This is a genomic window from Virgisporangium aliadipatigenens (assembly GCF_016863615.1).
Lineage (GTDB): Bacteria > Actinomycetota > Actinomycetes > Mycobacteriales > Micromonosporaceae > Virgisporangium > Virgisporangium aliadipatigenens.
In genome coordinates this window covers 95326-107936 of sequence record NZ_BOPF01000026.1, presented here as the reverse complement: position 1 = coordinate 107936, position 12611 = coordinate 95326, and the positions used below count along the sequence as shown (strand labels likewise).

Sequence of the window (12611 nt, the reverse complement as noted above, 5' to 3'; positions counted from 1 at the left end):
GCGGCTACGCGCACGCGTCGCGTGTGAAGTAGTCGCCGCAGATGCGGGGTACTCGCATCGCGCATACGACCCATCCATTGCTCTCCTTTTGCACATCGATTTCCCACCGCTCCGGCGGTGTTCGGAAATGCCGGCTTCCATGCTGGTCGGTAAGCCTGACGAACGCCGAAACGTAGAATCCGACGGTTGCTCTCGCGCTTCCCCTGTAAACTACTTCCTCCTCCGCGTCAGGCTTAAGCTCCAGATCAATATCGTATTCATGTGCCTTCTCGATCGCATACAGTTCATCGATAATAAGATCTCTCTGGCTGGCGAGTCGCTTTTCGTTCTTTTTGCAGAACAGGTGCACGAAGCCTAGTTCCTTGTCCCGGCCGGCGTAGGCATCAAAGGATTGGACCAGTAAGAATGCGGCACTTGGCGGATCAGTTCCGGCCGCGTTTGCGTCCACGGCACCCTTGGCAACTACCGCGACCACGACCCCGACCGGAACAAGAACGACGAGGACGGCAACGCAAATTGCGATCGCCTGGCCCCGGCGAGCGCTCAGCCGCCGAAGCCAGCCGCGCCATCCAGGCATCATCACGGGAGGAATGGCAGGCAGTCCCGCCGGTCGGGGAGTGCCGATATTGAGATGATCCGGTCTGATGGAATCGGTCATGGAATCCATTCACGTGGCGTGGTGATGGTCGGGGCGATGGATCGGCCTTGCGGGTGTAGCAGCGAGGTCCTCGGACCGCCGGGTCGGTTGTCGCTGGGTTTTCTGGCGGATGAGAACGAGGCGACTAGTGGTGTTGGTGTTCGTAGGCGCCGGGTCGGACGAAGGGCACGATGAGTTGGTAGCGGTCGTCGTGGCGGTCGATAAGGAGTGCGCGGTTGGGGCGGTGGTGCCATTCAGTTTTGTAGTCGCCGGTCAAGTTGTTGAGGTCGTTGCTAGCGATGTTGAGGGCGATAAGGCATGCGACGTCCTCGAGGTTGCTGCTGCCGCCAATGTCGTCGATGAACCGTCGGGCGCCTCGCCACCAGGCGAGTAGGTGGATTCCGCGGGTGGGGCCGACGCGCAGCACGGTTCGCAGATCGTCGTGCCCGGATCGGAAGGTTGTCAGGTCTTTGGCGGCCAGCAGGGCGCTCGCCGCGTCGGCTCCGAAGACGACCAGATAGGTGGGCGGTGCCGTTGCGCTGTCGATCGCGGCGGCAAGGTGACCGAGTCGTGTCTGGAGTCCGGCGGCGTCGACAAGTTCGACCGGTTGGTCTACCGCGTGGATGGCTGCGGCGGTGGCGTCGGCAGCGGCGTCGGCGGACGCGACGAGGCAGGCGATAACGAACGTGACAGTGCCCGGTGGATGCTGACGGGCGACGGAAACCGCCCCGGCGTGGACGATGTCCGCTCCGATCGGGCTCGGGCCGAGGACGGCGATGTGCCGGCCCGGGGAGGTGTCGAGGGTGAAACCGGCGGAGGGCAGCCCGACATCGACGGCTCGGCCGACCAGGGCGTGGGGTCGGCGTACCTGTGGGTTCAGCGCCAAGTAGGCGGGGTCGCTGTCGATGTGGTGTTCGGCGTAGCCGGCGAAGACCGCCGGTGGCGGGGAGCCGGGGGTGCGGGCGTGCCACAGGCGGTGACGGTGCGCGGTGATGAGGGCCGGGTCGTTGTTCGGGAACCGCACGATCCGGTTCGCGCCCGCGACTCCGGCGGCGGTATTGATGACCGCGGAGCCTACCGGCAGGTTGTCCGCGTTCCTGTTGAGCTTGTCGAGGACGCCACCGCCACCGGCGAGGGCGACCCGGAGCGGAAATTGGCCGAAAATTGACTCGCCCTTGGTGAACAGGGCCTCGACACCGGCGATCGTCTGCGACGCCAGAATCAGATGGATGCCGTAGGAGCGGCCCTTACGCGCGAGCTCCTCCAGTACCGCGGCGGCGTGCCCGGCGATGCGGTCGTTGCCGGAGAAGAGCACGTGGAACTCGTCGATGACGGCGACGATGCGGGGCATCGCCAGATCGGGCCTGCTCGTGCGCAGGTCGGCAAGGCGGGTCACGCCGGCCTTTTTCAACTCCATCGCGCGGCGGCCCATCTCCTTGGCCAGTTCGCGCAACACGGCGAGGCCGTATTCACGGTCGGACTCGATACCGACGGTGCGCGCGTGCGGGATCCAGGTGCCGTCGATCGGCGTCGGGGTGAAGTCGGCGAACGACACGCCTTCCTTGAAGTCCAGCAGGTACAACGCCAACTCATCCGGGCTGTACCGCGACGCCAGGCCGTAGAGCACGTCGAGGAGGAAAACCGTCTTGCCGGAACCGGTACGTCCACCGACCAGCCAATGCGGCGTGCTGTCGTCCAGCGCCAGCTCGCACCACGCCCGTCCGTCACGTCCGACCGTGGTCCGTAGCCCGGACGCGGATGAGTGCGACCAGATCTCGGCCGGCAGCAACGCCGCGAAATCGACGGAACTGCTCACCCATGCCGCCGAGGCGAGCGGCCCGCACACCGTCTCGATCAGTCCATCGACGGGGCCGGCAGACAGCCGCACCGCAGTTGCGAATCCGCTACCACGGGTCGACAGGCGTTCTGGGCCGGGCGGCTCGGACATGGCGAATCCGTCCGCGATCGTGGTCAAGGCGGTGGTGAAGTCCAATCGCGCCGGGGTTTGTTGCCCGGCGCCCGGCGGTGGCGGGTAGCCGGCCAGCAGAAGATGAACCCGCGCTGCAGGACCGGCGTGCGCGATCGCCGCGAGCCGTGCCAGTTCGACCTGCCCGCAGCCGGTGGGCAACGCCCCGGACGTGATGAGCAGATACGGCAGATGATGGCCGCCGCCGGACTGCGCCACCGCGATCTGCGCCTCCGCCTCATCCAGGACCGCGTGCAGCCCTGCCACGTCGGTCACCGGTGGGCGCCACAACTCCGCTTCGACCAGCTGCCGAAACGGCGCGAAGACCGCGCCGAGCGTGCCGCCGTCGACCGTCAGTACCCGCAAGGCGCCGTCCGGAACGGCCGCGACCAGGCGCAGCAGCACCCCACGCAGCCACGCCGCCACCTCCGGCCGGCGCGCATCGGCGTCCACGGTCACATGACCGCCGCCGAGCAGCGGCACCACCACCGGAGCGGTGAACTTCTCAGCCAGGACGGTCACCCCGGCCAACACGAAATTCACACCGCCGGGTCGCACATCGACGCCGACCTTCAACGAGGCGGTGGACCCATCGAGGGGCCAGCCCAGCCAACCGGGAACCAGATCGAGGGCACCACGGGTCAACCGTTCGGCGAGCCGCCGGTAAGCCTCCACACGTTCCGGCGGCAGTACCAACCGGCTCGGCGCACCCACAATCTCCGCTCTCGCCGCCTCGGTGTGCGCGGCAGCTTCGCGGTGCAACGCCACGGCGCGGTCGAAGTACCACGACGCCGACCCCACCAGTCCCCCCAACGATCAACAACCGAACATGAACCGCGGCCGAGACTACCAACGAGAAGCCTGAACGCATCGATCGTCGGCCACCCCAGATCTGCCGCATCGCAGGTCACGGATGCGGCCCACCGGATCTCGTCATCACCGACAGCACGCCGACACACCCACGCGGCAGCTTCGACGGCACTCAGCGCAACACTGTCTGACTCCGTGCTGCGCGAAGCGTCACATTCCCGCCAGTTCCGGCGGGGCGGGCCTGACATGCAGCAGCGATATCGATACGGTGACCGCCGACCAAGTTCGACCCTGGGAGGGCGCCGTGTCCACGGCTGACGAGATCATGCACGCACTTCAACAGACCGGCACCGGCGTCGGACAGGGCATCGCGGCAGCCAACGGCGCCAAGGGCAAGACAGAGCAAGCCATCGCCCAGGCGACAGCACTCGGATCACGCGACAAGATCGCCGAATACAACGCCCTCAAAGCGGCGATCGAGGAAGCAATCACCGCTCTCAACGGCGGCCAGGAAAAGGTCGTCCAAGCGCTCAACCGGGCACGGGCCGCAGCTGGTTGAGGGCCGGACGGCGACTCGACGGGCAACGACTCGACGAGAGGATCGCCGACCGACACAGCGCCAACGTCTACACGACGACGAGCGCCAGTTAACAACAACCGAAGAAGCGGGGACGTCGACGGCCCGGCGGAGCCGCCCGGACGCCGAACGCCCAGTCCCGAAGGAATTGGATTCCTGGGGGCCGGTATAGGGCTTTTGGTATCGCCGATCGTCGAGTTTCTGCCTCTAGCCCCCAAAGTTGCTGTTGGGGTAACACTGGCGTTCCTTGGTGCGATCAGCGGTGGGCAATCTTGGTTAAAGTCACGGCAGGAACGGCGGAGGAACCGCGATGAAGATCGATAAGAATGTCGAGCCCCTCGTGCGTAAGGCGCTGGCTGCCGCCGTCAAGCGCGATCCCGACCTGCTGGCGACTGCGCTCCGGGCTTTTCCAAACGACGACGCCATCCGGCGAGGCTCCGAGCTCGCGATTGCAGTGGCCGGGCTCGTCGCTATTGACATCCACTCCGGACGGCCAACCGATTCAGAGCTGAGGACACTCGCGCAGGAGATCGCTGACTCAGAGGCTTGGGCAGGGTTCAGCGCTGACGATGTCTATACGTTCCTGGCGACGATGTTCGCTGGTAGGCCGGTTGCCGAGGTTCTGACTCCCGAAAAGGTGAGCGTCCTTATATTTCTCGTTCCTGCGACGCTGCTGTCCGCGTTCCGCCGAGAAGATGAGAACTGGTGGGATCACCTTGATCGCGCTGAGGCTGCTATTGAGCGTGAACAACAATAGGTCGCTCCACTCGTTGGCTGCAGCGACGGCTGCCGGTCGACCGTCCGCGTCATGTCCTGGCGGCGCGTTCGATGCGCCAGCATCGCCAAAACGGTGGATCTCCATCGTCAGCCACGTCAGCACGGGTGAGTTCAGTTTGGGCCGGTCACTGAGGTAGGCGATGGACGATGGGGTCGGGCGTAAGTCGGTGGCTGAGGGCGGTGTGTCGGCGTCCTGATCCGGCGGTGCGTACGGCGATGGCGAGGGCTTTGCGGCTGCCGGCGAGGACGACGAGGCGTTTGGCGCGGGTGACAGCGGTGTAGAGCAGGTTGCGCTGGAGCAGCGTGTAGGCCGACATGGTGACCGGGATGACCACGGCCGGGTATTCGCTGCCTTGGGAGCGGTGCACGGTGATGGCGTAGGCGTGTTGGAGTTCGTCGAGTTCGTCGAAGTCGTAGTCGACCTCTTCGTCTTCGTCGGTGCGCACGGTGAGCTGGCGCTCGACGGTGGACAGCGCGGTGACGACGCCGACTGTGCCGTTGAAAACCCCTGCGGCGCCTTTGTCGTAGTTGTTGCGCACCTGGATGACCTTGTCGCCGACCCGGAACACCCGCGCGCCGTGGCGACGTTCGGGGGCGCCGTCACGGGCCGGGGCGATCGCCTGCTGCAACGCCACGTTGAGCTGTCCGGCGCCGGCCGGGCCGCGGTGCACCGGGGTCAGCACCTGGATGTCGCGCGGGGCGATGCCGAACCGTTTCGGGATCCGGCGGGCGACGATGTCGACCACCAGCTCGGCGGTGGCTTCGGGCTCGTCGTGGGGAAACAGGAAGAAGTCGGGATGCTGCCCGAAGATCGGGGTTTGGCCGGCGTTGATGCGGTGGGCGTTGACGATGACGCCGGACTCGGCCGCTTGGCGGAAGATGCGGGTCAGCCGTACCCGCGGGACGGTGTCGGCGGCGAGGACGTCGCGTAGCACCTCGCCGGCGCCGACCGAGGGGAGCTGGTCGACGTCGCCGACGAGGAGCAGGTGCGCTCCAGACGGGATCGCATGGATGAGCTTGTTGGCCAGCAGCAGGTCCAGCATCGACGCCTCGTCAACGACGACCAGGTCCGCGTCGAGGGGGTTGTCGCGGTCGAAGCTCGGGTCACCGCCGGGACGTAGTTGCAGCAGCCGGTGCACGGTCGTGGCCGGCTGTCCGGACAGTTCCGCGAGCCGTTTCGCCGCCCGACCGGTCGGCGCGGCAAGGACCACCTTCGCCTTCTTGGCGACGGCGAGGGTGATGACCGAACGGACCGTGAACGACTTGCCGCAGCCGGGCCCGCCGGTGAGTACGGCGACCTTCGACGTCAGCGCGAGACGGACCGCCTCCTCCTGCTCGGGGGCGAGGTCCGCGCCGGTGCGGGTACGCAGCCAGGCGAGCGCCTTCGTCCAGTCGACATCGGTGAACGCCGACAGCCGGTCACTCTTGGCTCGTAGGAGTCGCAGGAACCCGGCCGCGAGGGAGCCTTCCGCCCGGTGGAACGGCACCAGGTACACCGCGGGGATGGTGGACCCGTCGGTGGACGGGTTCGGGACCGGTTCGGCGACGACGGCCTCCTGCGCGGCGAGGTCGGCCAGACAGGCGCGGACGAGGTCTGCGGGCACCTCCAGGATCCCGACCGCGTCGGTGACGAGGTTCGGCTCCGGCAGGTAGCAGTGGCCGCTGTCGGCGGCCTCGGACAGGGTGTACTGGATGCCGGCCATGACCCGCTGCGGGCTGTCGTGCGGGATGCCGACCGCTTTGGCGATGGTGTCGGCGGTGCGGAAGCCGATGCCCCACACGTCGGCCGCGAGGCGGTAGGGCTCGTTGCGCACCACCGTCACTGATGCGTCGCCGTACTGCTTGTAGATCCGCACGGCGAGGGAGGTCGACACCCCGACGCCCTGGAGGAAGACCATCACCTCTTTGATTGCCCGCTGCTCGTCCCACGCGGTGGCGATCATGGCGGTCCGTTTTGGGCCGAGGCCGGGCACCTCGACGAGACGGGCCGGCTTTTCCTCGATGAGTCGCAGCGTGTCGACGCCGAAGTGTTCGACGATCCGGGCGGCCATCCTCGGGCCGATGCCTTTGATGAGCCCGGATCCGAGGTAGCGCTCGATGCCCTGGACGGTCGCCGGCAGGACCGTGGTGAAGGAGTGCACCTCGAACTGCCTGCCGTAGCGCGGGTGCGAACTCCACCGGCCGACCAGGCGCAGGCTCTCGCCGGGTTGGGCGCCGAGCAGCGGTCCGACGACGGTGAGCAGGTCGGTCTGGGAGCGGTCGGTGGCGACGCGGGCGATGGTGTAGCCGGTCTCCTCGTTGGCGTAGGTGATCCGCTCGAGGACCGCGTCGAGGATGGCACCGGGATGTGTTGGTCCGGCGGTCACGGCAGGTCGTCGCTCCGGCACAGCCGCCTGGTCGCCGTCGCGCCATGGTGGGCCTGGTCCGGGAACGTCTTCGAGTCAGCCAAGGTAGGAGTCGTGAACGGGGCCTCGGGAGCCGCGCTTTCGCGGCTGCCGGGATGGCCGTGTGCACCGGGTAGCCAGACGTCGTTCGTGGCGGTGATCGGACCGGCGATCGCGCGAAGGCGGTGGCGGCGGATCGTGCCGGTGCGCAGCCGCGTGAAACGTGATGGCAATTCGGCGAGCCTCCTCGCGATTCGGTCTTGTGCGGTGCGCCAGGCGCCGTCGTGGTCGGCAGCCGCGACAGTTGTTGCGAGCACGATATCGGCGTCGAAGACGTAGGTGTCGGCGGGCAGCCGGTGCGGATGATGGATCCTTGCGGCGGTCCGTAGAGCGGTGATCACCTCGCGACCTTCGCCGGATCGGATGGGGTGGCGCGCGACGAGTTCGGTGCCGTGCAGATGTGCCAGATCGGCGTTGATCGCGGCAACGGCGTACTGCCCTGCGGCGGCGTCGTTGGAGGACGTGACCGTTGTCGAAACGGTAACGCGGGCGGATACCTGGTACCGGCGCCGTAACGGCAGCAGATCGAGCCGTTGCAGCATCTGATTCGCCTCGTGGAAGGTGATCGCTTCGGCGTACACGAGGTTGATCAGTTCGGCGCGCAGGTCGTGCGTGAGTTGCGAGACGGCGCTGTTGCCGGTGTTGGGGATGGCGTGGCGGGACGGGTGCACTGACATTGTCAGCTCCATTCGGATGTCTGATGAAGGCGGCACGGCCGCACAGCTGTGGGCCGGAGCAGAGTTCCACTCCGGCCCACAGCCGAGGTTTCTTTGTTGCGCCGAACGCCTACATGTGATCGTTCGGGCGGAACGGCGAGCGGCCCGCGCAGGTTACGACCGGTTCCGATTCACTAGTGTTCGCCGTCGATGGGGCCGGGCGTGCGGCCGTGTCGGATCGAGTCCGGGTGCGGTTTCGTGGGATTCGAGGAGGTGTGGTGTCGTCCCTGGTAGTCCGGGTCGCCGTGTCGGCCGATGTAGGGGTCGGGGTCGCGATGCCGTCCGGCGATGTCGGTGTAGGTGAAGACGAGTTGTGGCGAGAGGCCGTGATTGCTTGGCCGGTCCTTGCGGGTTACGAATACGTGGAGATCGCGTGGTGCCCGCAGTTGCAGGCGCCACTGGCGATTGTCGGCGTCGATGGCGAGTAGTTCTTCGTCGATGCCGTAGGTGTATTGGTCGGTGTCGGATTCGGTGTCGATCACGATGATGCGTTGCAGGTGGCGAAGGGCCATGGCGAAGATGTCTGCGTCCTGCTGCGGTGGTCCGTTGGTGAGAGGGTCGGTTCCTTCGGGGTGGTCGAGGATGAGGACGAGGCAGCCGTCGTTGCGGAGCAGGCTGCCGCAGACGGACACAAGTAGTTCCAGCCGAACGCGGTCGGTGGTCCTCATGTCGGGACGCAGTGGCAGGGTCGCGACCACCAGACTTGCCTGCCGGTGTACGTCGCCGACGGTGACGTGCTCGCGCAGGACGCGGGGGTTCCCGGCGAGGTCGGTGCCGAACCACTGCGCGACGTCGACGGGCTCGTGCGCCCCTCCGGCCGGGTCGGCATCGTCCGGCGAGTCAGGCCGGGTCGCGTTGGTGATGACCAGGTCCGCCGCGCCGTCGAAGTAGGCACGGTGGTGGCGCCGCCGGCCGCGGAGGCAGGCCGTGGTGATCGCGTCGCTGTTGGTCAGGTCGATGACCGTGGCTGCGTGGAAGCTGTAGGTGACGACGATCCGTTGGGCAAGGCTCGCGCTGATGCCGGTTCCGTCGGTGCCGGTGCGGCTGGTGCGCCAGACCGACACCGGCATCGTCGGGCCCTCGAAGGGTTGATGCCTCTGGTGGCGACCCGAAGCTGCGGCGCCAGGAGTCGGGTTCTCGTGCGGGTTCGATTCGGGGCTTCTCATGATGGTCACGGCTCCGCGCCGCGCCGTAATGCGCTGACACCTCTACATATGCGTGCCGGACAGCGGCGGCGAACAGCAGCACCGCTGTCCATCCACTGTCCGCTGCGCCCGTGCGGGTCCGCGAGGTGGACAGCGGCGTCCTGGACGGTCGCTTCGCGCATCTGGACAGTGGCGGTCAGCGACCGTTGTGCCTGGACAGTCCTGCACCGTGACTGTCCAGCGGTGCGCTACTCCGGAGGGCGCGTGGACAGTCGCCGTCTGCTGAGGGCTCGATCGTTGGCGCCGACGGCTGTGCGACACCCCGCTGGGCATCAACTCCCGCACGGTGGCGCGGAGTCCTCGCCTTCCGGCCTCGGTAGGCGACGCCCAGCGAGTCGACGCTTGCGTCTGGGCCGAGCGCGACGTCGTCACGTACAGCCGGGTCGCACACTCTCCACGCTTTGCCGTTCGTAGCTGGACAGTAGCGTTCCGTGTATCGGCTGCTGTCTGGGCTCCGCGCTGCGGTCGTAGACAGTTGCTCGTCGTGTCGCGGGTGCCGACTTCCGGTGACCGTTGCGGTTGGACGGTGGTGGACATCGGATTGGCTGCTGTCGGCTGCGCGGGTGGACAGCGGCTCCTGAATTACTGACGCGCGGCCGGGTGCAGGATTCCCGGTCTCGGCGCGCGACTCGTAGCGCCGCCAGACCCTTCTCGCCGGGAGTCCCTTGTGTCCACGATCGTTGCGCCTCGCCGTTTCAGCACCCGTGCCGGCTCGCACTTGCGTGCGGTCGAGGCCGCGTTCGCCGCGCAGGAAACGCCGCTGTTGCTCGACTGCGATGCACTGTCAGCCGCGGGCAACGGCTTGGGGCTGCCGGCGGGCGTGGTGTCGTTGGTGGCTCTGCGGCGGTGGCTGCTGGACAACCCCGGCCGTCATGACGCGGCGGACGTGGTGTGGCGGGAGCTGGTGACCCGCGCCCGGGTGGACGGCGGCGGTTGGCGGCTGGCCGTCATCGCGATGGCCGCGCCTGGCCTGTCGCGGGTGACCCGTCGCCTGCGCAACGGCTTCACCGGTGACGCCGAGGACATGGACAGCGAGGTACTGACCGGCTTCCTGGCCGCGGTCGACCACCGGTTGGACCTGGCCAAACCGGCCGTGTTCATCCGCCTGGTGCGGGCCGGCCAGGACGCGGGGCTGCGTCTGCGGACACGGACGCGCACCGACGATGCGGAGCTGGTCGAGGACGTCGACCTGGCCGTGGCTGGTTCTCGCACTCCGCAGCGGCCGTACGGACATCCGGATCTGCTGGTGCGCCGCGCCTGCCAGCTCGGTGTCATCGCCGCCGCCGATGAAGAACCGTTCCTGGAGGTACGGCTGGGCTACCGGGCGATCGAGCCGGTCGCCGCGCGGCTCGGGGTCACGGCCGACTGTCTGCGGATGCGGCTCAACCGTGCCGGTGACCGCCTCGCGGCGGCTCTCGCCTCCGGCTTGCTGACCGGCTCGGTCGTCCCGGAGGCCGCTCGCGCCCGCGCCACGGCCGTGGAACGCCGGGTGCGCGCGGACACCGGCATGTCTGGCGTGGCCGTCTCCGGGTCGGACACCGGCCGCGGCCGGACAGCCATCGGCGTGGCCAATCGCGGACAGGGCGCGCCGGACGTGGTCACGCCGGCTGGCCACGGGATGGCCGCCTGACCGACAGGCCGGATACGCGGGTGGGTCCCGCCGCACGACACGCGGCGCGGGCCCACCCGCGTTCGCGAGTCCGACCAGCACGTCCGTGCCGGCCAAGCCTGGACATGTCCATCCCGGCCGGACGCAGGCACTGTCCAGCGGCGGCCGTGGGCAGCCAGCGGTGTGCGGTCGGACAGCGGTGGACAGCGGGGCCGCTGTTCGCCGGCGCTGTCCTGGGCGGGATTGACGGGGTGCGGGATCACCGATCGGCGCCCAGAGGCGGACGGCGGGGTTTCGCCCGCCGCCGGCCCGGGACAGGTTCCCGTGGAGTGTGCTGCGTCTGCCCCGGGTTGCTGCGCTGTCGATGCGCTGACACCTCATCGCCCCGTTTGCCAGATCCCCGGTTGGGAGGACTGGCTCCACCCCGGGCCTGATGCGCTCACGCCACGCATGAGCTGACCCGCTTTGGGTCGGCGGCGGTTCCCTTTCCGATCTCGGATCGCCCCGCACCGCCCCGCCCAGCCCTTTGTGCTCCTGCGGGGGCGGGCGTGGGGCGGGAGGTGAACCCCCGCCATGCCCGGCCCTTCTGCGCTTCCGCGCGCCCTAAAACCGCTTTTTCGTCGGCTTTTTCGCCTCGGTGCTCATGTCGGCGTTGTTGTCCTGTTGCTGTCGGTGCCGACGGCGGCGTTCGCCGACAGCACCGGCCCGATGTACCTCGCGGCCAACGACCTGCCGACGGTCGTGAACAACCTCCGCACCTGGATCATGGGGATCCTCGCGGCGGTCGCCACCCTCTTCCTCGTCTTGGCCGGGGTGTACTGGGCGACCGCCGGTGGTGACCCGTCGCAGGTCGATAACGCGAAATCGGCGTTGAAGAACGCGCTGATCGGCTACGGCCTCGCCGTCCTCGCCCCGGTCCTGTTGTCGATCATCCAGGGCATTGTCGGGACGCCGTAGTGGACACGTTCCTGACCGATATTGCCGAATGGCTTGTCAACACGATCCTGGATGCGTTTTTGGCGATCCTGCGGATCATCGAAAACGGGCTGCTGCTGACCCCTGACGTGACCGCGTTGCCGCAGTTGCGGGCGTTGACCACGAAAGCGGTCCTGGTCGTGGACACCGTCTACGTGCTGGTGTTCCTCACCGCCGGGATTCTGACGATGACGGCGGGCGGCAATGAGAAGGCCCGCTACGAGGTGAAGGCCCTGATCCCGCGGGCGATCGTCGGGTTCGTGGCGGCGCACTTCTCGCCGCTTTTTGTCGGCAAGCTCATCGAGGTCGCGAACGCGTTCATCCGGGCGATCGCCGGCGAAAAGTTCGACCGCGATGGGGCGGTCGCGGCGATCGCCCGCCTGGTAAAGGCGGCCGGGAAGAATCCGGCGCAGCCGGTCCTGACCGCGATCCTGATCGGCATCATCGTGGTGTTGTTGGCCTCGACCGTGTTCGGGCTTATCACCCGGGTCGCGGTGCTGCTGGTGTTGGCGATGCTCGGCCCGTTCGCGTTGGCGTGTTACGGCCTTCCGCAGACGGAGCGGGTCGCCGTGTTGTGGTGGCAGTCGATCGGTGGCTGCCTCCTCACGCCGATGGTGCAGGCGTTCTGTCTCCAGGCCGGGGCGTGGCTGCTGCTCGACCCGGCCGCCATGTTGCCGTTTCTGTCCATCGGCGGTGATCCGTTGCAGACAGCGAATCTGATGGTGGTGATCGTGCTGCTCTACGCCACGGTCAAGGTCCCGAAGCTGGTGAAGCAGTACCTCGTGCGTGGCGCACCACCGCACAACCTCGTGACCGCCGTTCTGCGCACCACGGTCGTGCAGCAGGGCGCCCGTGTGATCGGTATCCCGGCGACTCTCCGCGGAGGAAAATAGCC

At 67.7% G+C, this 12611-nt stretch carries 10 protein-coding genes; 5 read left to right on the top strand and 5 right to left on the bottom strand.

What is annotated here, in order from left to right; genetic code table 11:
- Positions 1–4 precede the first annotated feature (4 nt).
- The gene (locus Val02_RS31405; protein ID WP_203902870.1) at positions 5–658 is read right to left on the bottom strand and encodes a hypothetical protein; all 654 of its coding nucleotides are present in this window, start codon (positions 656–658) and stop codon (positions 5–7) included.
- A 124-nt stretch (positions 659–782) separates the two neighbouring features.
- Positions 783–3248 carry an FtsK/SpoIIIE domain-containing protein gene (locus Val02_RS31400; RefSeq protein WP_373317967.1) on the bottom strand — a complete coding sequence of 822 codons (2466 nt, stop codon included), beginning with the start codon at positions 3246–3248 and terminating at the stop codon, positions 783–785.
- A gap of 469 nt (positions 3249–3717) precedes the next feature.
- Between Val02_RS31400 and Val02_RS31395 the strand changes: the two genes are divergently transcribed.
- Both Val02_RS31395 and Val02_RS31390 read left to right on the top strand, forming a co-directional pair.
- Positions 3718–3972 (top strand): hypothetical protein, encoded by a 255-nt coding sequence (locus Val02_RS31395; protein WP_203902868.1) that lies wholly within the window; start codon positions 3718–3720, stop codon positions 3970–3972.
- A gap of 328 nt (positions 3973–4300) precedes the next feature.
- Positions 4301–4747 (top strand): hypothetical protein, encoded by a 447-nt coding sequence (locus Val02_RS31390; RefSeq protein ID WP_203902867.1) that lies wholly within the window; start codon positions 4301–4303, stop codon positions 4745–4747.
- A gap of 145 nt (positions 4748–4892) precedes the next feature.
- On the opposite strand, the gene recD2 is transcribed toward Val02_RS31390, so the two are convergent.
- The 3 genes from recD2 to Val02_RS31375 form a co-directional block, all read right to left on the bottom strand.
- Positions 4893–7133, bottom strand: a complete 2241-nt coding sequence (recD2, locus tag Val02_RS31385; RefSeq protein WP_203902866.1) for an SF1B family DNA helicase RecD2 — start codon at positions 7131–7133, stop codon at positions 4893–4895.
- Positions 7130–7888 carry a hypothetical protein gene (locus Val02_RS31380; RefSeq protein ID WP_203902865.1) on the bottom strand — a complete coding sequence of 253 codons (759 nt, stop codon included), beginning with the start codon at positions 7886–7888 and terminating at the stop codon, positions 7130–7132. The genes recD2 and Val02_RS31380 overlap by 4 nt, the downstream gene beginning before the upstream one ends.
- A 173-nt stretch (positions 7889–8061) precedes the next feature.
- Complete coding sequence (locus Val02_RS31375; protein ID WP_203902864.1) at positions 8062–8997, bottom strand: hypothetical protein; 936 nt, start codon at positions 8995–8997, stop codon at positions 8062–8064.
- Positions 8998–9799: 802 nt separating this feature from the next.
- On the opposite strand from Val02_RS31375, the gene Val02_RS31370 reads away from it, so the two are divergent.
- The 3 genes from Val02_RS31370 (at position 9800) to Val02_RS31360 (ending at position 12609) form a co-directional block, all read left to right on the top strand.
- Positions 9800–10762 carry a hypothetical protein gene (locus Val02_RS31370; RefSeq protein WP_203902863.1) on the top strand — a complete coding sequence of 321 codons (963 nt, stop codon included), beginning with the start codon at positions 9800–9802 and terminating at the stop codon, positions 10760–10762.
- Positions 10763–11314: 552 nt separating this feature from the next.
- Complete coding sequence (locus Val02_RS31365; RefSeq protein ID WP_203902862.1) at positions 11315–11698, top strand: pilin; 384 nt, start codon at positions 11315–11317, stop codon at positions 11696–11698.
- A complete protein-coding gene (locus Val02_RS31360; protein WP_203902861.1) occupies positions 11698–12609 on the top strand; it encodes a conjugal transfer protein TrbL family protein in 912 nt (303 codons plus the stop codon). Before Val02_RS31365 ends, Val02_RS31360 begins: the two co-directional genes overlap by 1 nt.
- Positions 12610–12611 lie beyond the last annotated feature (2 nt).

Coding starts and splice junctions, on each gene's coding strand:
- Val02_RS31365 (WP_203902862.1), top strand. CDS start 11,315: ATGCCCGGCCCTTCTGCGCTTCCGCGCGCCCTAAAACCGCTTTTTCGT.
- Val02_RS31375 (WP_203902864.1), bottom strand. CDS start 8,997: ATGCCGGTGTCGGTCTGGCGCACCAGCCGCACCGGCACCGACGGAACC.
- Val02_RS31380 (WP_203902865.1), bottom strand. CDS start 7,888: ATGTCAGTGCACCCGTCCCGCCACGCCATCCCCAACACCGGCAACAGC.
- Val02_RS31390 (WP_203902867.1), top strand. CDS start 4,301: ATGAAGATCGATAAGAATGTCGAGCCCCTCGTGCGTAAGGCGCTGGCT.
- Val02_RS31405 (WP_203902870.1), bottom strand. CDS start 658: ATGACCGATTCCATCAGACCGGATCATCTCAATATCGGCACTCCCCGA.